Origin of the sequence: Mesorhizobium sp. M0243 (genome assembly GCF_040321775.1) — a bacterium.
Lineage (GTDB): Bacteria > Pseudomonadota > Alphaproteobacteria > Rhizobiales > Rhizobiaceae > Mesorhizobium.
The window spans coordinates 71,382-92,814 of record NZ_JAMYSF010000010.1 but is presented as its reverse complement, the minus strand read 5'-3'; the positions used below and the strand labels follow the sequence as shown (position 1 = coordinate 92,814).

Sequence of the window (21,433 nt, the reverse complement as noted above, 5' to 3'; positions counted from 1 at the left end):
CGTGGAGAGCGAATCAGCCGGCGAGGGGGTAGTGTTAATGCGCGTATTTCGGGGATCACTGACCACCGTTCTGGCCTTTTTCTGTGTGTTGCTGTCGTTTAGCTTCGCCGTTCAGGCTGCAGACCGCTTCATCGACGTGTCGACCCCCAGCGTCCACCGGGTTTTCCTGCCGATGTCGCAATCGGTGACGATCCAGGTGAGCGCCAATCTGGGCGACATCGTCGTCGGCGACGAGAAGATCGCCGATGCCCAGCCGATGACCGACCGCACGCTCTATGTCATCGGCAAGGGGGCCGGTACCACCACGGTCAACCTGTTCTCGACGGACAAGCGTTCGCTCGGCGCCCTGCAGATCGAGGTCGGCGTCGATGTCAGCGACATGGCGCAGGCGATCCGCCAGGTGGCGCCAAAGTCGCGCATCGAAATCGGCTCGGTCAACGGCAGGGTCAGGCTTGGGGGCCATGTCAAGGACGGCCCCACGCTGGCGGCGATCCTGGAGGTGGCGCAGCAATATGGACCCGATGCCATCATCAACTCGGTCATCGTAGACGACAGCCAGCAGGTCAATCTGGAAGTGCGCGTGCTGGAAGCCAAGCGCAACGCCGGCCGCGATCTCGGCGTGTCGATCAAAACCACGAACCGCGACGGCTCCACTCAGGTCGGAACAGGCATCGCCGCTGCCGATAAAGACAACGTGATTTTAGGCACTGGAGGATTGCTCAGCAACCTGCTGTCTGTATCCTCTCCGTTTGGCGCACTGCTGACACGCGTCATTGATAGCAACATCAAAGTCGATTTGTACATTGAGGCGCTCGAAGCCAAGGGCGTGGTGCGCACGCTCGCCAACCCCAACCTCACTACGCTTTCCGGCGAGGAAGCCAGCTTCAATGCCGGCGGCGAAGTGCCTATCCGTACTCTCGACAAGGATGGCCAGATAAGCATCGAGTACAAGCAATTCGGCGTCAATCTGATGTTCACACCGGTGGTACTCGACGACGGCAAGATCCACATGAGGCTGGCACCGGAAGTCAGCGACCTGACTGGCTTCACCACCGCCGGCGACCCGATCTTCACCAACCGCAAGCTGGCCACCGTCGTCGAATTGCGCGACGGGCAGAGCTTCGCCGTCGGCGGGCTGCTGTCCAGCAAGACCACCAAGCTTCAGGAGCAGGTGCCATGGCTCGGCCAGGTGCCTGTGATCGGAACGCTGTTCCGCAATTCGAGCAACCAGAAGGAAGAGACCGAGCTGGTTGTCATCGTCACGCCGCACATCGTGCGGCCGGTGAAGCCCGGCGAGCAGCTGGCAACGCCGTTCGACAAGACACGGCCCGCCAACGATCCGGAATTCTTCGTGCTGGGCCAGCTTGAAGTGACCAAGGACATGGTCCGCAAATATGAACTGGGCGAAGGCGTCACCGGCCCCTATGGCCACATGCTCGACTTCAAATCGAAGGACAAGATGCTCTATGTCAAGAAATAGCGCCTTGATCCTCATTCTCTGTGCCGGTGCGCTGTCGGGTTGCGCCGCGGACTATCTGAACCACTATGACACGGTGACCCTGGCCGCCGGCGACACGCAGAAATTCAATTCGATGCTGCAGACGGTCGACCCGCTCAACCCGGCGTCCAGGAACACACATATCGAAGGCGACGGCACGCGCGCCGCACTTGTCGCACGTAACTACAAATTTCCACCGCCACCGCCGCCGCCGCCGGCGATCACGGTCAATGTCGGCGGGTCGGGCGTGACGCAGTGAACTGAACGGAAGGATGCGGAGGGCGCCGGGCATGCGAGGGGCCCTGGCGCAATGAGAGAAAGCAAGGTCATGTTGGGGACCATTCGGGCCTTCTGGAACGATCAACGCGGCGTTGCGATGATCCTCGTGGCTATCATGCTGCCGGTGATCATCGGCTTCGCTCTGCTGGCAATCGATATGAGCCGGGCCAACGGACTGCATAACGATCTGCAGAAAGGTGTCGATGCGCTCGCGCTTGCTGTAGCGGCGGAACTGGACGGCAGAGCCGATTCAATCACTCGGGCCAACTTGGCGAAGACCACCCTACTTACCAACAAAACCAAATTCTCTACCTCCGACGATCCCACTTCTCACGATCACACGCTTGGCGTGGCTGATGTGACCGTCACATATCTGACCGGAATACCTGCCGACGACAGCATCGGGTTGAATGCCGCCGGTGTCGACACCAATGGCGTGAACTGGGCAAGCACCGACCCCAAAGCCGTGACATTCTCTCTGGTGACGGTGAACGCTTCCGGCCTGGCGGATGGCCCCGGTGCTTTCGCGACAATTTTTCCGGCCAGCTTTGTCGGCAGCAACAATACGTTCGACATCCGGCCCCAGGCTGTGGCCGGATTTGTCCAGTCGATCTGCGAAACGGTGCCAATCTTCATGTGCAATCCGTTCGAGACGACCGACCCGTTAACCAGCAAGACCATCCAGCAGGCTTTTGCCGCCGGCCTCACCTATAGCCGCGAGTACCGTATTCTCAAGGTTGACTCGAATCCTGGCCCTGGCAATTTCGGGCTGATCGACAACAGCCTGGCCTCACTGCGCGACGCCCTGGCTACCGGTACCGCAGGCACTTGCTATCAACGCGACAAGCTCATCACGAAAACCGGCGTCACCTTGGGTCAGGTCAATGCTGGGCTCAACGTCCGCTTCGACATCTACAGTTCCTCGCTTAAGTCACATGACAAGGACTGGGCATATCGGCCGGCAACCAATGTGCGCAAGGGCGTGGACAAGACCGCTAACTGCAACAAATACACACCCAACACAGACGGAACGGCCATGGCGCTGCCGCCGGGCGATAGCTTCGATTCCGCCACGGGCATGACGAATTCGACATGGGACCGCAGCAATTATTGGCAGATCAATCATGGTGCGTCATATCCCAACGTCCCTAGCACCACCAACCCGACCGGCGCCGCTGTGCCGGCTTCCAGATATGACGTCTATAAATACGAGATCGCGAACGGGCTCGTCGGGGACAAGTCCCTCGCGCCGACAAAGGAAACCGGCGTTCCAGCCTGCTTCAAAGGCGCGACGCCGAACTTGGATCCCGATCGCCGGCTGCTCAACATGGCGATCGTCGACTGCATTGCCAACCGAGCCAAGATCAATGGCCATATCCAGCTCAAGCCGGACGGCTATGCCAGCGTCTTTTTGAACAGCCCGATCCAGAAGCAGGACAACAGCAAGGACGATGAGGACTCCACGGCCGGCGAGAAGCCCATCAGTCTGGAGATCGTCGACGTCGATGGAGGGTTTGCCAACAACACCCTTCTAGACAAAGCATTCCGCAACGAAGCCCAGCTGTATCGGTAAAGTCGACATGACCAGGTTCGGCAAAATCATTGGGCGGTTCCGAGGCGACGAAAGTGGCGCTGCTTTGGTGGAAGTCGCGATTACCGCACCACTCGTGCTGCTGTTATCGGCTGGTGTGTTTGAGTTCTCCAACATCCTGAACACGCGCCTGCTTCTCGAAGCCGGCGTCGAGGATGCGGGTCGCTACATGGCACGATGCAGCAGCGATTGGGATACCTGCAAGGCGCGGGCTCAAAACCTTGCCGCCAATGGGGCGGTCGCTGGCGGTAGCGCTAGGGTGACCGGATGGCTTCCAGCCACAGTTTTGATCACCAAAGCTTTGTCCACGCCGGCGGTCGATGTGGCCACGGGCACGCAGCTTTATCTTAGCAGCACGGCCAATGTCGACGTCGTGGACGTCAGCACGTCCTATTCTTATCCGGGCGTTGGATTCTGGTCGTATCTTGGCTTTGGGGCCCTGACCCTTAGCGTATCCCATCAGGAACGAGTCATTGGATGGTGACGGGACGCACCAAGTTTTGGGCTAACCAGTCTGGAGCGGCAATGGTCGAAATGGCCATTGCAATGCCGCTGCTGTTGACGCTTCTGCTTGGCTTCGTCGATTTCGGCTATGCGTTTTACCAATGGAATGCAGGGAATAAAGCGGTGCAAGCCGGCGCAAGGCTGGCGCAGATTTCTACACCCGTCGCCAGCGGGCTCCTGGCCGAGACGATAACGCAGAGCGATGTAACCAAAGTCGGCACTGCGGTGGCCGCAAACACCTATAACTATATCTGCACGGCCAATACCGCCGGAAGCGTCTCTTGCATTTGCGGCACAGGCGCTACGTGTCAGAACCTCAATGTGAGCCAGGCCGCCTTTGATTTCATTTTCAGCGGCAACAGCAGCCGGGCCGGAATGAAGACATTCCTGCCAATGCTGGCTAAGTCCGAAGTGCGGATACAATATCAGGCGTCCGGTCTCGGCTATTGGACGCGTCCCAGCGGGCCGGTGCCGACCATCACTGTCAGCATCACCAATCATCCCTTCCAGTTCTTCTTCCTAGGCGGACTGCTCGGATTCGGGAACATCACCATGCCCTCCATGCTGAGCACGGTTACGGGCGAAGACCTAAAGAGTACCTGGCCATGAATGCCATCAACACCAAGGTTACGCCGACCAAGCGCAAGCAGGTGGCGCTGTTTTCGTCGGATCCGAATTTCAAGCGCGATGTGGCGACGCGGCTCGATGCGCTGGCGATCTATGATGTCAGGGTTTCCGAGACGAGCGACTTTCTGAAAGGTCCGCCGGCCGAGACGCGCCCGGGCATCGTCATCCTCGATCTCGGCAATGGCGAGCTGCTCGGCAGGCCCGGCATCGTCGAGGCGCGCGCGCTGTGGGCCAGCGTGCCGCTGATCGCGGTTTCCGACGAGCTGAGTTCGGAGCAGACGCGCGTTTTGGTGCGCATGAACGCTTCGGACTGGCTGCACAAGCCTCTCGACGGCAAGGAGCTGCTCAATGCGGTGACCTTCCACGACACCGGCAACCAGGGAACGAAGAGCCGGATCATCACCTTCATCGGCGCCAGCGGCGGCGCGGGCGCCACGACGCTGGCGCTGTCGGCGGCCGAATTCCTGGCTTCGAAATCGGCCGAGCGCGCGGCGTCCACCTGTCTCGTCGACCTGGATTTCCAGAGCGCCAATTGCGGCGCCTATCTCAATCTGTTCAACCAGTTCGACCTTGCCGGCATCATCGGCCAGCCGGAGCGGCTCGATGTCGAGCTGATGGACGTCATCAAGCTGTCGCGCCCGTCCGGGCTCACGCTCTATGCGTTCGAGCGGCCGGAACTGCCCTTCGAGCCGCATGGCAGCGATTTCGTCTTCCGGCTTCTGGACCTCGTCGCCTACCGCTTCGACGACATCGTCATCGACCTGCCCAATCTGGAAACGCCCTGGCACAATTCCGTGCTGTCGACGAGCGACGAGATCTTCATCGTCTTCGAACTCAACGTCGCTTCGCTGCGGCAAGGCAAGCGGCTCTACAAGAAGATCCGCGAGCTGCGCGGCAATGCGGTCTCGATCACGCTGGTCGCCAACAAGCACAAGCGCAAATGGTTCGGGAACCATTTTTCGCGCAGCGAGCTCGAAAAGATCTTCAAGGCGCCGCACATCAAGTCGGTCGCGCTCGACAACGCGCTCCTGACCGACGCGCTGAACAGGGCCATCCCGCCTTCCGAAGTGGATGGGCGCGCGCGCTTCAACAAGGATCTGAAGCGGATGTTCAAAGAGCGGCTCGATGACGCTGCCCGATAGATCTCGGATCGCCCCGAAGCTCGCCGGCGCCTGCGTGCTCGGCGTGGCGCTGGCGCTGTCCGTCCACGACTTCGCCGAGGCGCGATCAGCACTTTCGGAGCGGCCGCCGCTGCCGGCGATGGGACCCAGCCTGCGCAAGGCGGTTGCCTTCGCGACCGCCGAGCAGCCGGGCACGATCGTCATCCGCAAGGACGAGAAGGCGCTCTACCTGGTGACCCGCCAGGGCCAGGCGCTGCGCTACCAGATCAGCGTCGGGCGCGACGGGTTCGGCTGGACCGGAATCGTCAAGGTCGGGGCGAAGACCGAATGGCCGGAGTGGCGCCCGCCGCAGGAAATGCGCGCCCGCCAGCCGGAGCTGCCGAAAATGGTGCCCGCCGGCCCCTACAATCCGCTCGGCGCAAGGGCGCTCTACCTGTCGCGGGACGGGCGCGACACGCTCTACCGCATACACGGCACCAACGACCCGTCGGGTGTCGGCTTCGACGGGACATCGGGTTGTTTTCGTCTCACCAACACGGATGTGATCGATCTTTTCAAACGCGTCGCGGTCGGCGCAAAGGTGGTGGTCCAATGACGATGATCAGCGAACCGGACATGCCGGCGATCGACATCGGAAACCAGGAACAGCGCGAACCGGCTGCCACCGGGAAACCCAGCAAGGCAAAGACGATCGCCGTCATCGTCGCCGGTGGCGCGCTTCTGATCACCGCGATCAACATGGCGGCCGCGGTCTATCTCTATCGGGGCATGAGCGACCTGCGTTTCGTCGAAGCGCGGCTGGAGCAGCTCGGCGCGTTCGAGCAGCGGATCGCGGCCCGGCTCGACACGGTCAACAACGGCTTCCAGAGCCGGTTCGAGAAACTGGACAGCCAGTTGCAAGGCAGCTTCAACGAGATCGATGCCGGCATTGCCCGGCTGGGGCAGAATGTACCGGTCGCCAGCGGCGAGGCCATGCCGGGTGCGGAAGAACCGTCCGAATTCGCCACCAGCACGCTGGCGCAAGCGCCCGAAGCGCTCGACGGCGAGAGCGCGAGCGAACCCGGCGTCATCGAAGCGCCCGCACCCAGGAGGAGAATTGCATCGGCCTCGCCCCCTGCTCCAAGCTCCAACTACCAGCGCATCCAGCAGCCCGACGGCAAGGTCTATTACCGCCGGATCAACTAGACCCGGCCGAGCCCGGAGCGGGCGGGTTGCAGGTGGCGATCGGTCTAGAGATCGCGCTGCAGCGCCAGGATACGGATGGCCCGGACGGACCGCTCCCGCGCCTCAGTGAGGAAGACGATGTGGCAGTAGGCACAGGCCACGATGCCCAAAAGCAGAACCAGGCTGTTCTTCAAGGTGAAATCGACGGCCAGCGAATACGGAAGACCCTTGGGCGAGGTGAATTCGGCAATCGTGCTCGCCGTTTCCGAATGGCTGCCGACGGCGATCATCAGGCCAGCGAAAATCAAGGCGACGTGGTTGGCGAGGAACGAGAATGCCGACTTTTTGGTGTGGCACGCCACCCAGCAGACGATCGCTGCCGCGGCAAGAATGACGGCGTCGACAGCCATGGAACCACCCAGCCAGACATCGACCTGCTGCCAAAGCACCGTCGACAGAGGGCGCAGTTCAAGCCATAGCCACCATGCGGTGGGGCTGGCTGGATAGGTGCCCAGCAACAAGGTCGCCACGCGCTCCCCTGCCAGAACCGCCAGAATGAGAAACGGAAAGGCGAAAAGCAGAAGCGGCTTGCGTTTCATGTTCCCTCGACAATCTGCAAGCCAGGATAGACCGCATAGATTGCTCAAGGCTTAACAGCCTACTTCCTGCCCTCTCCCGATTGCGAGCGTTCGAGGACGGCGAAGAAGATCACGGTGAGCAGAAGGACGATCAGCAGCAGCACGAACGCGGCTGCCGCGCCTTCGTTGAGCGAAAGGCCGAGAAAGGCACGGCGATAGGCAAAGAAGCTCAGCACTTCGGTCGCATTGCCTGGCCCGCCCTTGGTCAGGACATAGGGCAGATCGTAGGTCCGGAACTCGTTGATCAGCTGGATGATGATGGTGATCGCCGCGACCGGCCGAAGCATCGGCAGCGTGATGTAGAAGAATTGCTGCCAGCCGCGTGCGCCATCCACTTCAGCTGCCTCATAGGGATCGCGCGGCAGAGCGGCGAGCCCCGCGGCGAGGATCAGCACGACGAAGGACATTTGCTGCCAGATGTCGATCGCCGCCATCGTCCAGAGCGCCATGCCTGGCGTGCCGAGCCAGTCGAGGCGCGGCAGGCCGAACGTTTCCATCAGATGATTGGCGATGCCGAGATTGGGCTGGAGCAGCATGCGCCAGATCAAGGCGACGCTGATCGGCGACATCGCCATGGGAATGGTCAGAATCGCGAAATAGACCGGCTTCATCCGGACCGTCCGGTTGAGCATCAGGGCAATACCGAGCCCGATCACGAATTCGCCGACAACCGTCACCGCCGAATAGCGCACGGTGAGCCAGAGCGCGTTCCAGAACAGCTCATCGCCGATCATCGAGGCGAAATTCTTGAACCCGACAAGCGGCAGAAGCTGCGGCTTGATCAAGGTCATCGAGGAGATCGAGAGGATGCAGGCATAGGCCAGCGGAAAGCCCATCACGATCGCCAGCAGCAGCAGGCCGGGCAAGGCAAAGGCCCAGCCGGTCCGCCACTCGCGGCCACGGGCAGCCCATCCTTTTTTGATCGCATTGTGCATCGTAGCCGAGCCTTGGTCGGGGTGGCGTTGCTGATCTCGTCAAGATCCGGGGTCTGGACAAGTCCGGCGCGGCTGACACCGCCGCGCCGGATCTCCTTGCCGAGCCGGACCGCTATTTGTCGAGGAGCCCCTGCAGGCCGTCGGAAGCCGCCTTCAGCGCCGCGTCCGATGTCGCCTGGCCGCCAGCCGCCAGCGAGAGCTGGGTACCGAGCAGATCCTCGTATTGCGCCGAATAGGTGAAGATCGGGAACGACTTGCCGGTCGCCACCACATCCTCGGCGGTCTTGTAGAAGGGATATTTCGCCAGCACCGCCGCATCGGCATAAACATCGCTGCGCACGGGCGCGTGGCCCTCGAGCGCGCGCTTCACCGAAACATCCTTGCTCTGCACCCACTGTATGAAGGTCCAGGCGGCTTCCTGCTCTTCCGGCGACGTGTTCTTGGGAATGCCCCAGCCCCAACCGCCGCTTTCGCCGTGGCCACCCGGCATCACCGACAGGCCGACCTTGCCGGCGACCGTCGGACACTTCACGGCATCGTCCATCTGCGGCAGCATCCACCAATAGGTGACCATGCTGAAGGCCGAACCGCTGCACATCAGGCGCATGGTGTCATCGAGCGTCGCCGACACGGCACCCTGCTGGGCGCCGTGCTGGATGTTGTCGACATAGAGATCGAGCGCCTTCTTGGCCTCTGCCGTGTCGAGGCTCGCCTTGCCGTCGGCATTGAGATAGCTGCCGCCGGCGGAGAACAGGTAATTGGAGAATTCCATGCTGTTGGGATCGCCGCGCTGGCCCTGCATCGCGGCTCCGGCGACGCCGGCATTGGCCTTCATGAATTTGGAAATCCTCACATAGTCTTCGAGCGTCGTCGGCAAAGCGAGCTCCTTGCCGGTTGCCGTCTTGTAGGCGGCCTTGAGCTTCTCGTCGCCGATCAGGTCCGTGCGGTAGAGGAGGCCCATCGAGTAGTTGTACATGGGCACCAGAAACAGCTGGTCCTTGGTCCGGCCGAGCAGGTCAAGCGTCGAGGGAATGAAGGGGCTCAGATCGTATTTGGATTTCTCGACGAAGGGTTTCAGATCGGCGAGCCAGCCGGCGGCCGGAAATTCGCCGGCCCACAGGAAGTCGACCTCGAGCACATTGTAGTAGCTCTGCGGCGCGGTCAGCTGGGACACCAGCTTGTCGTGCATGTCGGGATAGCCGATCTTCTCGAACTCGACCTTGATGCCGGTCTGCTTCTCGAATTCGGGCAACAGCGCTTCGATGATCTTGGTTTCCGGCACGTCCTCCATCAAGGCGTGCAAGGTGATGGGCTCAGCCGCCCTGGCCGGAAGCGATGCGCTGACAACAGCTGCCCCGCTCACGGCCGTCATCAGCATTTTGATCAAGGTCTGCTTGTTCCAAGTCATAACTCTCTACTCCTCTTTCCCTCTGGACGCGGCGGTGATCCCGCCACGATTTCCTAACCGGCTAGCGAGCCATGTCGGCTCTCGGAGCGGCCGGCCTATTTCACGCTGCCGAACGTCAAGCCCTGGACGATGAAACGCTGGATGAAGCGGGAAGCCACGACCAGCGGCAGGATGGCAAGCACGACGCCGGCAGAAACCTTGGCGATCTGGACGCCGTTCGAGGTCTGCAACGCGGCGAGCGCAACCGGTATGGTCGCCGTCTTCGGCCCGCTCAAAACCAGGGCAAACAAAAACTCATTCCACGCCAGGATGAAACCGAGCACGCCGGCGGCCGCGATACCGGGCATCGACACCGGCAGCACAATGCGCCAGAAGGCGCCCCAGGCGGTCGCGCCGTCGGTCATCGCCGCCCACTCCAGATCGACTGGAATGCCTTCGAAGAAGCCCATCAGGATCCAGGTCAGGAAAGGCAGGTTGAGCGCGGCATAGACAATGATCAGCCCGGTCAGCGAATTGCTGAGCTCCAGGCTTCGGAACAGCGTGAAGGTCGGCAGCACAAGCGCCACGGGCGGCAGCATTTGCGTCGCCAGAACCGCAAAGCGCGCCCAACGACCGCCCGTACGGAAGCGGGCGAAGGCATAGCCGGTGGTGGCGGCGAAAGGCAAAGCGAGCAGAACCGAGCCGAGCGCGACGATCAGGCTGTTGAGGTAGGACTGACCAAAGCGACCTGACAGCAGCGCCGAATAATTGTCCGTCGTAAAGGCCGGCATCAGCTCGTTGCTGTAGGATAGCTGCTCGGGCACGAAGCTCGTCCGCAGTACCCAGAGCGGCGGCAGCAGCACGATGGCGCAAACGACAATCAGCCCGAAATGCAGGCCGAAGCGGCGGCGAAAGGCAGGCCGTTCGTTTCCGTCCATGCTGGTCATTGAGCGGCCCCCATGAGGCTCGGCCGTGCGATGACCAGTTCGGTCTCGGGATCAAACAGGTGCATCGGCAACGGGTCGATGTAGAGCTCGACGATCGAGCCGACGGGCGCCGTGAAATAACGGCTCAGGCGGGCGGCGATTTCCAACGGCTTGTCGTCTCCGGCGGGGTGGGCATCATCCATGCCGGTGGCCTGACCCGCAATCTGGCCGATCAGGACGTTCTCGGCGCCGAGAGCCTCGACGGCCACGACCCGTACGGCAATCTTCTGCCAGTCCGGCTTGTCGGCGCGTTCGTGGAAATCTTCGGCTCGAACGCCCAGAATGACGCGGCGCCCGACACGCTCGCCATAGGCGTTGCGGTGGCGGGCGGGGACGGTAAGCACGGCACCACTGTCGGTCACGACGGAGAGCCCTTCGCCAGGTGCGGGCTGAAGCGTGGCCGGAATGAGGTTCATCGGCGGCGTCGCCAGGAAGCGCGCGACGAAGGTGTTGACCGGGTCGGCATAGACTTCAAGCGGCCGGCCGGCCTGGACCAGGCGACCATCGCGCATGATGCATATGCGATCGCCCATGGTCATGGCCTCGACCTGGTCATGCGTGACATGGACGATGGTGCGGCCAAGGCGCCGGTGCAGCTTGACGAGTTCGAGCCGCATCTCTGCACGCAGCTGCGCATCGAGGTTGGACAGCGGCTCGTCAAGCAGGAAGGCCGCCGGTTCGCGAACGATCGCCCGACCGAGCGCGACACGCTGCCGCTGGCCGCCCGAAAGCGCTGCCGGCTTGCGGCCGAGAAGATTCTGCAGCCCGAGCAGGTTAGCGGCGTCCGCAATCTTGGCATCGATGACCGCTGCGTCGGTGCCGCGCATCTTCAGCCCGAAGGCCATATTCTGCCGCACCGACATATGCGGATAGAGCGCGTAGCTCTGGAAAACCACCGCGACGTTGCGGTCGCGCGGCGCGACATTGGCGACGCTCTTGCCACCGATGCGGAGATCGCCGGAAGAGATACTCTCCAGGCCGGCAATCATCCGCAGCGTCGTCGACTTGCCGCATCCCGACGGGCCGAGAAAGATCACGAATTCACCGTCAGGAATGGTGAGATCGACCTCATGCACCCCGTAATTGCCATTGCCGTAGAGCTTGGAAACGCGATCGAGCTCGATAGACGCCATAGACTTTCCTCATGAACCCGTCTGACCCGGCTGAACGCCGAAGGCCGGAGTCGAGCGAACGGTCATCTTAGAGAACAAAATATAACATTGAAAGCCTGCCTTCTGATCATATGTGTTCACTTTTTTTGGATGGCGCGTGCCAGCATCAGGATCCGGTTACAGCCGCCAAAAGCCGTCAGGTCATGTAGACGCCGCCGGTCACGTTGACCCCCTGGCCAGTCATGAAGCGGGCTTGATCCGAACAGAGGAAGACGACGACGTCGGCGACATCCTCCGGCAGCTCGAGCCGGCCGAGCGGCGTCTGCGCGATATAGTCGGCGACCACCCGTTCGGGCGTGACTTGCCGCAGATGCGCCTCCCACTCGACTTCTCGCGATTGCATGCCGGTCTTGACGAACCCCGGGCAGACGGCATTGACGCGTATCCCTTTGGGCGCGAGCTCGCGGGCAAAGGCCTGCGTCCAGCCGAGCACGGCGAACTTGGACGCCGAATAATGCGCCAGGAGCGGCGCACCGACCTTCGCCGCAAGCGAGGCGGTGTTGACGATACAGCCCGTGCCCTGCTTGACAAAATGCCGTCCAGCGATCTGATTTGCCAGGAATACACCACGTGCATTGACGGAGAAGTTGAAGTCCCACTCCTCGTCGGTCAGGTCCAGCGCATGCTGCATGGTGGACACGCCGGCATTGGCGATCAGGATGTCGCAGCCGCCTAGCGCTTCCAGCACAGTGGCAAAGGCCGTCTCGACGGAATCGCGGCGGCGAACATCGACCGTGACGGCGGCGGCATCGCCGCCAATTTCCTCAGCCGCCTTGCGTGCCGCGTCGGGATCCAGATCACCGATCGCCACGGCGACGCCCTGCCGCGTCAGGGCGGTCGCGATAGCGCGACCGATCCCCGCGCCGCCGCCCGTCACGAAGGCACGCTTGCCCGCGAGTTCGGCAAGCACTGGAGGAATGACGGAGACAGCCGGCATGGTCGTATTCTCTCTGCTTGGTGACGGAATGCGTTCTGTTGATATGGAGATGCATACCATAAATTCGAACACTGCAAACATATTTTTGTTTGAAAATGTTTGATCATGCGATAGAGTCAAAACTGCAGACCGCTTCGTCAGCGGCTTACCCACCGGATACATCGATGGCAGACGACACCGCCGCTCCTGAGACATCCACGCATGGCGCACCGCGCGATGCCGATCGTCAGCGCCTTCTCGCGCACGATCGACAAGCCCGCATCCTCGCTTTCCTGCGCCGGACGGGGTCGCTCACCGTCGCCGCGGCAGCGGCCGAACTCGCCGTTTCCGACATGACGATCCGCCGCGATCTCGTCGAACTGGAACGCGAGGGCAGGCTGGTGCGAATCCATGGCGGCGCGATCGAGGCCGATAACCCGCCGCTGGTCGCCATGGACAGTGAGGAGCCGAGTTTCGATTCGCGCTTGCGCCAGCGCCGTGACCCGAAGGCCGCGATTGCCGCCGCCGCGGCCGCCTTGGTTTCGGGATACCGCACGATCGCATTGGATGTCGGCACCACCACCTATCTGATGGCCGAGCACCTCAAGGACCTTCCGCACGCCAAGGTGTTCACCAACAGCCTCAGGATCGCGGCGGCGCTGAACGGCGGTATGCCCGAAGTCTATGTTGCCGGCGGCCGCGTACGAGCCGACGAGATGTCGACCGGCGGACCCGCGGCTATCGCCCAGTTCGAGGCGCTGTGGTTCGACGTCGCCGTGATCGGCGTCTCCGGCATCACGGCGGACGGCCTTTTCGACTATTCCTTCGATGATACCGATATGAAGCGCGCCTATCTGAGACGCTCAGGCACCAAGATCGTGCTCTGCGATTCCGCCAAATTCCTGCGCATGTCGCTGGTGCGGATAGCGCCACTATCGGACATCGATATCCTCATCACCGATGCCGAGCCGCCGGCCAAGATCGCCGCGGCGCTCGCCGCGGCCAAGGTCGACCTGCGCATCGCGCCGCCACTGACGCGCGACTGAGGCGCAACATTCTCACTTTATCCCCAAGGAGACGACTCGATGGTATTTGAATTTTTCGGCGACAAGAAGAAGGCTGTCATCTCGATGGCCCACATCGGTGCCCTGCCGGGAACGCCCCTCTATGATGCCGATGGCGGCCTCGACAAGCTGATCGATGGCGTGCTCTCCGACATTCGCAAGCTGCAGAGCGGCGGCGTCGATGCCATCATGTTCGGCAACGAGAACGACCGCCCCTATGTCTTCAAGGCGCCGCCCGAAGGCATTGCCGCCATGACTGCGATCGTCCAGGCGGTGAAGCCCGAACTGAAAGTGCCGTTTGGCGTCAATTATCTCTGGGATCCGACCGCCAGCGTCGCGATCGGGGCTGCCACCGGAGCCCGTTTCGTGCGCGAGATCTTCACCGGCCTGTTCGCTTCCGACATGGGCTTGTGGGAGCCCGATTGCGCCGCCGCCTCGCGCCTGCGGCACAATCTTGGCCGCGACGACATGAAGCTTCTCTTCAACATCAATGCAGAGTTCGCACACTCGCTCGACCAGCGTCCTATTGAATTGCGCGCCAAGAGCGCGGTGTTCTCGTCGATGGCCGACGCCATCCTCGTTTCCGGTCCGATCACTGGCCAGCCGGCCGACCAGTCCCACCTGCGCAGCGTCTGCGAGACGATCAAGGACGTGCCGGTCTTCGCCAACACCGGCGTGAACCTCGACAATGTCCGCGATGTCCTTTCGCTGGCGAGCGGCGTCGTGATCGGCACCCATTTCAAGATCGATGGCAATACCTGGAACGCCGTCGACAGCGATCGGGTCAAGCGCTTCATGGACGTTGTCGCCACCTTGCGCTGAGGACGGCTTCCACGGCGATGCCGGCCACCGCCGGCTCGCGGTGATCATATCGATCGTTGCGGGCCGGCGTCCGGAATGATCGACTGGTATCGAGCAGTGGGACACAACGAGGCAGACAGGTTCGCCCGCCTGCCCTTCCCGGCATTTCAATGGATTCGACATGACGTTCGTTCTCGGTCTCGATATCGGCACCACCTCGACGATCGGCATTCTGATCCGGCTTCCCGATCAGGTGCTGGGCCTCGCCTCGCGCCCCGTCACGCTGCATTCCGAGCATGCGGGCTGGGCCGAGGAAGATCCCGCGCAATGGTGGATCAATGTCCGCGACATCGTGCAGGAGTTGCTCAGGACCAGCGGCATCAAGGCCGAGGAGATCGTGGCGGTCGGCACCACCGGCATGCTGCCGGCGGTCGTTCTCCTGGACGACCAGGGCGAAGTGCTGCGGCCAAGCATTCAGCAGAGCGACGGCCGCTGTGGCGCCGAAGTGGCCGAACTGCGGACCGAATGCGATGAGGCGGCTTTCATCGCCAAGGCCGGCAACGGCATCAACCAACAGCTCGTCACCGCAAAGCTGCGCTGGATAGAGCGTCACGAGCCGGAGGTGTTCAGCCGCATCGCCACCGTTTTCGGCTCCTATGACTATATCAACTGGCGCCTCACCGGCGAACGTGCGGTCGAGCAGAACTGGGCGCTGGAGGCAGGCTTCGTCGATGTTTCGACGCACCGGATCGACGACGATCTGGTGGCGCTCGCTCACATACCGCGCTCGGCCGTGCCACGAAAGATCGCCTCGCATGAGATCCTCGGTTCCGTCTCGGCGAAGGCCGCGGATGAGACCGGCCTGATGGCGGGAACACCTGTCGTCGGTGGTGCGGCCGACATGATCGCTTCCGCGCTCGGCGCCGGAGTTGCCAAAGCAGGCGATGTCCTCCTGAAATTCGGCGGCTCGGTCGATATCCTGATCGCCACCGATCAGATCAAGCCAGATCCGCGCATGTATCTCGATTACCATCTGGTGCCGGGCCTGTTCATGCCCAATGGCTGCATGTCGACCGGCGGCTCGGGCCTCAACTGGTTCGTACGCAATTTCGCCGGCGGCGAGATGGTCGCGGCACAGGCCGAGGGTATTTCGGTACACCAGCGGCTCGATGCGCTGGCGGCAGAGCGTCCCGCCGGTGCCGATGGCCTCATCATCCTGCCCTATTTCCTCGGCGAGAAGACGCCGATCCATGATCCAGCGGCCCGTGGCGTGATCGATGGGCTGACGCTGTCGCACGATATCGGCCATGTCTGGCGCGCTTTGCTCGAGGCCTATGCCTTTGCCATCGCGCATCATGTCGAGGTGCTCAACGACATGGGCCACCGGACCGAGCGCTATCTCGCCTCCGACGGCGGCTCAAGCAGCAAGGTCTGGATGCAGATTGTCGCGGATGTCCTGCAAAAGCCGGTCCAACGCCTGACCGGGCACCCCGGCTCTTGCATCGGCGCTGCCTGGACGGCGGCGATCGGCGTCGGCCTAACCGACGACTGGTCGGGCGTTTCCGGTTTCGTCAGCTTCGCCGACCGGCTCGATCCCGACCCGCGCAAGGCTGACATCTACCGCGACGGCTATCGCCGCTATCGCGATCTTTATGCGCGCCTGTCGGCTCCTGGCGCGACCAGAGCGGGATCGTCATCGTGATGTATCGCGCCGTCGCCTGGGACATCGACGGAACGCTGATCGACAGCGAGCCGTTGCATCATCAATCCCTCCTCGCCGGCTGCCGCAACTGGAACGTCGATCTTGACGACCTGCCCGACCAAGCCTTTCGCGGCATCCATATGGGCGACGTCTGGACAATGCTGCGTCCGCGTCTCCCAGTCGGGCTCGACCAGGCGGAGTGGCTCGCCGCTATCAATGCCCACTACGTCGCGAACCGGGCGAACGCCGTCCCAATCCCCGAGGCGGTCGAGACGATTCGAACCCTGGCTGACCGCGGCGTCCCGCAGGTCTGCGTCTCGAATTCCGGCCGGCAAGTCGTCAATGCCAATCTCGATGCGCTCGGCGTGCTCGATCATATGAGTCTCACAATCAGCCTCGACGACGTGTCGGCCGGCAAGCCCGACCCCACGCCCTATCGCGAGGCCTGCCGGCAGCTCGCCGTAGCTCCAGGGTCGGTGGTGGCCGTGGAAGACAGCCGCACCGGCACTAAGGCAGCACGAGCCGCCGGTCTGTTCGTGGTTGGCTATCTCCCCAGCGGCGGCCTGCTCGGCGACGTCGATCTCAGCACCAACCGTCTGTCGTCGATCCTGGATCTGTTTCCAGGCTGAGGATTTGCGCGTCGTTACCTTCCAGGTGTGCGCTTGACCATGCATTCAGGATCGTAGCGTGATGGCAACTGATCGATTCACATCGACCGGTAGGAATCCCCCTTGCGCCTCGGCGTCGTGAAACCGCAAACGACACCACACCAGGATGGACGCTTGATGAACGACCTCCCCCAAACACTTGCAGCGGACTCGCTCGGGCCAACCGTGACGATTGGAGAAATCCTGGTAGAGATCGTCGCGAGGCAGACAGGCACCGGCTTCCGGGAACCTATCGACCTCATTGGCCCCTTTCCGAGCGGCGCGCCCGCCATCTTCATCGATCAATGCGCACGTATGGGCGGAGCGGCCGCAATGGTGGGCGTGGTCGGCGACGACGATTTCGGCGTCGTCAACGTGGAGCGCCTGAAGCGGGACGGCGTAGACACTTCCGCCATCGCTGTTTCCCCGGATTATCCGACGGGCAGCGCCTTTGTTCGCTACCGCACGGACGGAAGCCGCGATTTCGTCTACAACATCGCCAAATCCGCCGCCGCTCGATTGGAATGGACCCCGCAGGTCGAGGCGCTGATCGCGCGTTGCGGGCATATCCATGTCATGGGAACGGTGTTCGCAAGTCCCGCAGCCTGGGCGATCACCGAACGCGCGATCCCGCTGATCAAGGCACGCGGCGGCACGATGTCGCTCGATCCGAACCTGCGCAAGGAATTGCTGGCGCACGGCCAGACCGAGGAGAAATTCGCCGGTCTGGTGGACGAAGCGGACCTGCTGCTGCCGTCGGGCAATGAATTGTTCCTGGCCGCCGGCACGGACGGCGAGGAACGCGCGATCGAGGCGCTGTTCAGACGAGGGGTCAAGGAGATCGCCGTGAAGCGCGGCGAACATGGCGCGTCAGCCCGTCAAAGCACCGGAGCCCGCGCCGATTGCCCCGGCCTGATCGTCGAGGAAACGGACCCCACCGGGGCCGGCGACTGTTTCGGGGGAGCCTATGTCGCATGCCGGCGGCTGGGCATGGCGCTGCAGACGGCGCTCGAATTCGCCAACGCGGCAGGGGCGCGCAACGTCACACGCCACGGTCCCATGGAGGGAGCCGGCACGCCGGCCGAGCTGGAAGATTTCATGGCAAGAACGGCGAGAAGAAATTGATGCGTGTGGCGATCGAAGATTTGCCGGCCCTGCACAGGGACGGGAAGAAAATCGGGGTGACCTCGGTGTGCTCGGCGCACCCGCTGGTGCTTAAAGCCGCACTGCGCCACGGCCGGGAAACCGGCACCACCGTGCTGATCGAGGCGACGTGCAATCAGGTCAATCATCTGGGTGGTTATACGGGCATGACGCCGGCCGATTTCGCGGCGATGGTGGAAGCGCTCGCGGCAGTCGAGCAGTGCCCGGAAGAGCTGATCGTGCTTGGCGGGGATCATCTCGGCCCTAATCCCTGGAAAGACCGGCCCGCCGAGGAGGCGATGGCGCAGGCCGGGACGATGGTCGATGCCTATGTCCGCGCCGGCTTCCGCAAGATCCACCTCGATGCTTCGATGGGCTGCGCGGGTGAACCGGCGACGCTAGACGACCACACGGTGGCCGGGCGCGCGGCCAGGCTGGCGGGCGTCGCGGAGCAGGCGGCAGCGCAGAGCGGCGGGGCAAGCCCGGTCTACATCATCGGGACGGAGGTGCCGCCGCCCGGTGGCGCCGATCACACATTGGATGCGATCACCCCGACCAGTCCGGAGGCCGCTCGCCAGACACATGCCATTCACGCCCAAGCATTCCACACAGCCGGGCTTGAAAGCGCATTTTCCCGCGTCATCGGGCTTGTGGTGCAGCCGGGCGTGGAGTTCGGCAACCAGAATGTGATTTTCTACGATCGGGCAAAGGCCCGCGACCTGGCGGCAACCCTCGACAGATTGCCGTCGCTCATTTTCGAAGCCCATTCGACGGACTATCAGGGTGAGAGGCCGTTGCGTGAACTCGTCGAGGACGGCTTCGCCGTCCTCAAGGTCGGACCCGAGCTGACCTTCAAGCTGCGCGAGGCGCTGTACGCGCTCGACCTGATCGCTTCCGACCTGGTGCCTGACTATGGCGAGCGGCCGCTTTACCACGCAATGGAAGAGCTGATGCAAGGCACCCCCAAGAATTGGGCAAGCCACTATCATGGAAGCGATGCCGACAAGCGGACGCTGCGCCACTACTCCTATTCCGATCGCATCCGATATTATTGGGCGATCCCGCAAGCCCGTGCCGCCTGCAACCGTCTCTTCGATACGCTGAACGGCCGCAAGGTGCCGGTGACGCTGTTTCTCCAGCACCTGCCTTCTGCAGTCACATGGGCTGACCGGGCCTGCGACGTCGAGGAGATCGCGATCGGTCACGTCCGGCGGAGCATCGAGGCCTACGCCCGGGCATGCGGCACCTGAGATCCTCGTCCGGTCCTTCAAGGCCAGAGCGGATGGGCTGGCGGGCGGCAGGAACGCTTACAGCGATGGCCCCAATCGGATCGGACTGCCGTCGCTGAAACGGGATTGACGGAACCTGTAGAGGTTGTGCCCGGTCTCGTTGCCTTGGACGAGGTCGGACAACACACGGCCGATGCCGGGTCCGATGCCGAAGCCGTGGCCGCTCATCCCGGTCGCTATAACGAGACCCGGGATCGCAGCGGCGCGATCGACGATGGGCACGACATCAGGCATCGCATCGATCATGCCCGCCCAGCTCGCCTTGAGCGGTACAGTCGTGAACTGAGGGAAAAGCTCCCTGAACCCGCGGTCGATGGCGCGGAGCGCCGACTGTCTCGGGAGCGGGATTGAGGACCCGCATCCGTTCGAAAGGGCTTTCTTCATCCGCGTTCCATCTGCGCGGCGTCGACCAGCCATCCGGGTATCCTCGCGGCGCGGCCGGCAGGTAGCGCGTGCCGAAGGGATTGGCCATCAGGGCGCTGAAATATTTGCCCGCATGGCGAAATGCGTCCGGCCCTATGTAGAGTTGGCTGCTGCCTCCCGATGCGAGCGTATACCCGCCATCCTGCCTGCGCCGGAAAGCGATGCGTTCGTCCGCGGCGGCACCGGCGTGGATCTCCGGCATCGGGGCTGTCGCGGCGACGGTCGCCCTGACGCTGAGCTGCGGAATCGAGATGCCGTGGGCGCGCAGAAAGAGCGACGTCCACGCGCCGCTGGCGACGACGACGCTCGAGGTCGCGATGCGCCCTTTCTCGGTCCAGACGCCACTGATGCGTCCCACGGAGATGTCGAGCATACGTGCCGCGCAATTCTCGATGATCGTCACACCTTCGCGGGCCGCCAGGCGAGCAAGCGCGGGCACCGCGACCCAAGGTTCCGCCCGCATGTCCGATGGGGTGATCATTGCGCCTTTGAACGGTCGCGACATGGCCGGGATCAGGCTTGCCAACTCACCTTGGTCGAGGAGACGCGTGTCGACGCCATGAGCCTGGGCAATCTCGAGAAACTTCGCGAAACCGGCCATCTCCTTGTCTGTCCGCGCAAGATAGGTAACGCCCGTCTGCTTCAGTCCTATGTCCTCGCCACATTCCTGCGCCAGTTGCCGCCAGAGGCGCTGCGCTTCGATGACGATCGGCAGTTCGTCGGCATCGCGGCCCTGCTGCCGGATCCAGCCCCAATTGCGCGAGGATTGCTCGGCGGCGATGCGGCCCTTTTCCAGCAGCGTCACCGAGACGTTCCGTCGCGCCAGGAACAGTGCCGTGCTCACGCCAATGACCCCGCCGCCGATGATCACGACGTCCGAAGTCTTCGGCAGGGGCTGCTGGAACTGGATCGGGGTGGCTTCGGTGAAGGGGAAGATTGTCAAAGAGCACCGTCCTTCTTGGTATGCTGCGGCGACATCCGGTCCACGCTGGCAGCGAGATCTGGGCAGCGATATCTGGCCGCCGTGAAATGTCGATACCACGCGAGGAGATTGATCGTCAGCTACTGCTTGCCGACAAGGACGGCGACAGATCGCGGGTCTGGAAGCCCCTCTGGACAATGAGTTTTGAAACTGCCGGCCAAAGGCTGTGCAAGCGTGCCCCACTATTGCGTTATCGGCGGCGGCATCGTCGGCCTGGCGACGGCCATGCGGCTGGTTGAGACATATCCCGGCTGCAGCCTGATGCTGTTGGCCGGAAATACTGTCCGAGCCTCGGCCTCGCCGACCTGCTCCCGCACGAAGCAGGCATCCGCGCGCAAGCCGTGCGCAAAGACAGTGCCCTCATCCATGATTTCCTGTTCGCACAAACGGACCGCATGCTGCACGTCTGCAACGCCCCTTCACCCGCCGCCTCCTCGGCGATCCCGATTGCAGAGATGATTCGAGATCGCCTCATGCAGGGCTGCTGAAAACGAGGCGGTATGCATGGAGCCGCAACGCCCGCTGAACGCTGGAGTATCCGTCTTGGCCAAGAAAGGGATTGGG

21 protein-coding genes and 2 pseudogenes are annotated in these 21,433 nt (G+C 62.7%); 15 read left to right on the top strand and 8 right to left on the bottom strand.

The genetic code is table 11. The features are described from left to right. Positions 1-37 precede the first annotated feature (37 nt). Genes NKJ11_RS15790 through NKJ11_RS15755 form a run of 8 tightly spaced genes read left to right on the top strand, consistent with a single transcriptional unit; the run spans position 38 to position 6,805 of the window. Positions 38-1,480, top strand: coding sequence for a type II and III secretion system protein family protein (locus NKJ11_RS15790; protein ID WP_352774181.1), 1,443 nt, complete (start codon positions 38-40; stop codon positions 1,478-1,480). Further along, entirely contained in the window at positions 1,467-1,757 is a 291-nt protein-coding gene (locus tag NKJ11_RS15785) for a hypothetical protein (protein WP_128302625.1), read from the top strand. The genes NKJ11_RS15790 and NKJ11_RS15785 overlap by 14 nt, the downstream gene beginning before the upstream one ends. 51 nt (positions 1,758-1,808) lie before the next feature. Beyond that, complete coding sequence (locus NKJ11_RS15780) at positions 1,809-3,350, top strand: TadE/TadG family type IV pilus assembly protein (protein WP_128302626.1); 1,542 nt, start codon at positions 1,809-1,811, stop codon at positions 3,348-3,350. A gap of 7 nt (positions 3,351-3,357) precedes the next feature. Next, complete coding sequence (locus NKJ11_RS15775) at positions 3,358-3,852, top strand: TadE/TadG family type IV pilus assembly protein (protein WP_128302627.1); 495 nt, start codon at positions 3,358-3,360, stop codon at positions 3,850-3,852. A gap of 41 nt (positions 3,853-3,893) precedes the next feature. Further along, complete coding sequence (locus NKJ11_RS15770) at positions 3,894-4,481, top strand: TadE family protein (RefSeq protein ID WP_352584239.1); 588 nt, start codon at positions 3,894-3,896, stop codon at positions 4,479-4,481. Continuing rightward, positions 4,478-5,641, top strand: coding sequence for a CpaE/TadZ family protein (locus tag NKJ11_RS15765; protein WP_352774186.1), 1,164 nt, complete (start codon positions 4,478-4,480; stop codon positions 5,639-5,641). Before NKJ11_RS15770 ends, NKJ11_RS15765 begins: the two co-directional genes overlap by 4 nt. Then, entirely contained in the window at positions 5,625-6,215 is a 591-nt protein-coding gene (locus NKJ11_RS15760) for a L,D-transpeptidase (RefSeq protein ID WP_352774188.1), read from the top strand. The genes NKJ11_RS15765 and NKJ11_RS15760 overlap by 17 nt, the downstream gene beginning before the upstream one ends. Beyond that, on the top strand, positions 6,212-6,805 hold the full coding sequence (locus tag NKJ11_RS15755) for a hypothetical protein (protein WP_352793722.1): 594 nt from the start codon (positions 6,212-6,214) through the stop codon (positions 6,803-6,805). Before NKJ11_RS15760 ends, NKJ11_RS15755 begins: the two co-directional genes overlap by 4 nt. Positions 6,806-6,849: 44 nt before the next feature. Here NKJ11_RS15755 and NKJ11_RS15750 read toward each other — a convergent pair whose 3' ends face one another. From NKJ11_RS15750 to NKJ11_RS15725, 6 genes are all read right to left on the bottom strand, one after another. After that, positions 6,850-7,383 (bottom strand): hypothetical protein, encoded by a 534-nt coding sequence (locus NKJ11_RS15750; protein ID WP_352793720.1) that lies wholly within the window; start codon positions 7,381-7,383, stop codon positions 6,850-6,852. A 59-nt stretch (positions 7,384-7,442) separates the two neighbouring features. Continuing rightward, positions 7,443-8,357 (bottom strand): carbohydrate ABC transporter permease, encoded by a 915-nt coding sequence (locus tag NKJ11_RS15745; protein ID WP_128302633.1) that lies wholly within the window; start codon positions 8,355-8,357, stop codon positions 7,443-7,445. A 112-nt stretch (positions 8,358-8,469) separates the two neighbouring features. Beyond that, entirely contained in the window at positions 8,470-9,765 is a 1,296-nt protein-coding gene (locus tag NKJ11_RS15740) for an ABC transporter substrate-binding protein (RefSeq protein ID WP_352609949.1), read from the bottom strand. A gap of 95 nt (positions 9,766-9,860) precedes the next feature. After that, positions 9,861-10,691 carry a carbohydrate ABC transporter permease gene (locus NKJ11_RS15735; protein WP_128302635.1) on the bottom strand — a complete coding sequence of 277 codons (831 nt, stop codon included), beginning with the start codon at positions 10,689-10,691 and terminating at the stop codon, positions 9,861-9,863. Beyond that, complete coding sequence (locus NKJ11_RS15730; protein WP_352793718.1) at positions 10,688-11,863, bottom strand: ABC transporter ATP-binding protein; 1,176 nt, start codon at positions 11,861-11,863, stop codon at positions 10,688-10,690. The genes NKJ11_RS15735 and NKJ11_RS15730 overlap by 4 nt, the downstream gene beginning before the upstream one ends. A 175-nt stretch (positions 11,864-12,038) precedes the next feature. Further along, positions 12,039-12,839, bottom strand: a complete 801-nt coding sequence (locus NKJ11_RS15725) for an SDR family NAD(P)-dependent oxidoreductase (RefSeq protein ID WP_352610107.1) — start codon at positions 12,837-12,839, stop codon at positions 12,039-12,041. Between the two features lie 164 nt (positions 12,840-13,003). On the opposite strand from NKJ11_RS15725, the gene NKJ11_RS15720 reads away from it, so the two are divergent. The 6 genes from NKJ11_RS15720 to NKJ11_RS15695 all read left to right on the top strand — a co-directional run bounded on the left by NKJ11_RS15720 (position 13,004) and on the right by NKJ11_RS15695 (position 19,425). Further along, positions 13,004-13,864, top strand: a complete 861-nt coding sequence (locus NKJ11_RS15720; protein ID WP_352609946.1) for a DeoR/GlpR family DNA-binding transcription regulator — start codon at positions 13,004-13,006, stop codon at positions 13,862-13,864. Between the two features lie 39 nt (positions 13,865-13,903). Next, positions 13,904-14,704, top strand: a complete 801-nt coding sequence (locus NKJ11_RS15715; RefSeq protein WP_352793716.1) for a BtpA/SgcQ family protein — start codon at positions 13,904-13,906, stop codon at positions 14,702-14,704. A gap of 160 nt (positions 14,705-14,864) precedes the next feature. Then, positions 14,865-16,385 carry an FGGY-family carbohydrate kinase gene (locus tag NKJ11_RS15710; protein ID WP_352679261.1) on the top strand — a complete coding sequence of 507 codons (1,521 nt, stop codon included), beginning with the start codon at positions 14,865-14,867 and terminating at the stop codon, positions 16,383-16,385. After that, the gene (locus tag NKJ11_RS15705; protein ID WP_292336009.1) at positions 16,385-17,014 is read left to right on the top strand and encodes an HAD family hydrolase; all 630 of its coding nucleotides are present in this window, start codon (positions 16,385-16,387) and stop codon (positions 17,012-17,014) included. Before NKJ11_RS15710 ends, NKJ11_RS15705 begins: the two co-directional genes overlap by 1 nt. A 156-nt stretch (positions 17,015-17,170) precedes the next feature. Next, positions 17,171-18,157, top strand: coding sequence for a tagatose kinase (locus NKJ11_RS15700; protein WP_128302642.1), 987 nt, complete (start codon positions 17,171-17,173; stop codon positions 18,155-18,157). Next, complete coding sequence (locus tag NKJ11_RS15695) at positions 18,157-19,425, top strand: D-tagatose-bisphosphate aldolase, class II, non-catalytic subunit (RefSeq protein ID WP_352793714.1); 1,269 nt, start codon at positions 18,157-18,159, stop codon at positions 19,423-19,425. The genes NKJ11_RS15700 and NKJ11_RS15695 overlap by 1 nt, the downstream gene beginning before the upstream one ends. Positions 19,426-19,482: 57 nt before the next feature. Here NKJ11_RS15695 and NKJ11_RS15690 read toward each other — a convergent pair whose 3' ends face one another. After that, positions 19,483-19,848, bottom strand: coding sequence for an NAD(P)/FAD-dependent oxidoreductase (locus NKJ11_RS15690; protein WP_352793712.1), 366 nt, complete (start codon positions 19,846-19,848; stop codon positions 19,483-19,485). Between the two features lie 220 nt (positions 19,849-20,068). Beyond that, a pseudogene (locus NKJ11_RS15685) lies at positions 20,069-20,731 on the bottom strand (NAD(P)/FAD-dependent oxidoreductase); the annotation flags it as partial. A 410-nt stretch (positions 20,732-21,141) separates the two neighbouring features. Between NKJ11_RS15685 and NKJ11_RS15680 the strand changes: the two are divergent. Further along, a pseudogene (locus NKJ11_RS15680) lies at positions 21,142-21,357 on the top strand (L-2-hydroxyglutarate oxidase); the annotation flags it as partial. Between the last annotated feature and the right edge of the window lie 76 nt (positions 21,358-21,433).

Coding starts and splice junctions, on each gene's coding strand:
- NKJ11_RS15790 (WP_352774181.1), top strand. CDS start 38: ATGCGCGTATTTCGGGGATCACTGACCACCGTTCTGGCCTTTTTCTGT.
- NKJ11_RS15730 (WP_352793718.1), bottom strand. CDS start 11,863: ATGGCGTCTATCGAGCTCGATCGCGTTTCCAAGCTCTACGGCAATGGC.
- NKJ11_RS15725 (WP_352610107.1), bottom strand. CDS start 12,839: ATGCCGGCTGTCTCCGTCATTCCTCCAGTGCTTGCCGAACTCGCGGGC.
- NKJ11_RS15735 (WP_128302635.1), bottom strand. CDS start 10,691: ATGACCAGCATGGACGGAAACGAACGGCCTGCCTTTCGCCGCCGCTTC.
- NKJ11_RS15775 (WP_128302627.1), top strand. CDS start 3,358: ATGACCAGGTTCGGCAAAATCATTGGGCGGTTCCGAGGCGACGAAAGT.
- NKJ11_RS15765 (WP_352774186.1), top strand. CDS start 4,478: ATGAATGCCATCAACACCAAGGTTACGCCGACCAAGCGCAAGCAGGTG.
- NKJ11_RS15705 (WP_292336009.1), top strand. CDS start 16,385: ATGTATCGCGCCGTCGCCTGGGACATCGACGGAACGCTGATCGACAGC.
- NKJ11_RS15755 (WP_352793722.1), top strand. CDS start 6,212: ATGACGATGATCAGCGAACCGGACATGCCGGCGATCGACATCGGAAAC.
- NKJ11_RS15700 (WP_128302642.1), top strand. CDS start 17,171: ATGAACGACCTCCCCCAAACACTTGCAGCGGACTCGCTCGGGCCAACC.
- NKJ11_RS15785 (WP_128302625.1), top strand. CDS start 1,467: ATGTCAAGAAATAGCGCCTTGATCCTCATTCTCTGTGCCGGTGCGCTG.
- NKJ11_RS15745 (WP_128302633.1), bottom strand. CDS start 8,357: ATGCACAATGCGATCAAAAAAGGATGGGCTGCCCGTGGCCGCGAGTGG.
- NKJ11_RS15740 (WP_352609949.1), bottom strand. CDS start 9,765: ATGACTTGGAACAAGCAGACCTTGATCAAAATGCTGATGACGGCCGTG.
- NKJ11_RS15720 (WP_352609946.1), top strand. CDS start 13,004: ATGGCAGACGACACCGCCGCTCCTGAGACATCCACGCATGGCGCACCG.
- NKJ11_RS15780 (WP_128302626.1), top strand. CDS start 1,809: ATGAGAGAAAGCAAGGTCATGTTGGGGACCATTCGGGCCTTCTGGAAC.
- NKJ11_RS15760 (WP_352774188.1), top strand. CDS start 5,625: ATGACGCTGCCCGATAGATCTCGGATCGCCCCGAAGCTCGCCGGCGCC.
- NKJ11_RS15710 (WP_352679261.1), top strand. CDS start 14,865: ATGACGTTCGTTCTCGGTCTCGATATCGGCACCACCTCGACGATCGGC.
- NKJ11_RS15750 (WP_352793720.1), bottom strand. CDS start 7,383: ATGAAACGCAAGCCGCTTCTGCTTTTCGCCTTTCCGTTTCTCATTCTG.
- NKJ11_RS15690 (WP_352793712.1), bottom strand. CDS start 19,848: ATGAAGAAAGCCCTTTCGAACGGATGCGGGTCCTCAATCCCGCTCCCG.
- NKJ11_RS15770 (WP_352584239.1), top strand. CDS start 3,894: ATGGTCGAAATGGCCATTGCAATGCCGCTGCTGTTGACGCTTCTGCTT.
- NKJ11_RS15715 (WP_352793716.1), top strand. CDS start 13,904: ATGGTATTTGAATTTTTCGGCGACAAGAAGAAGGCTGTCATCTCGATG.
- NKJ11_RS15695 (WP_352793714.1), top strand. CDS start 18,157: ATGCGTGTGGCGATCGAAGATTTGCCGGCCCTGCACAGGGACGGGAAG.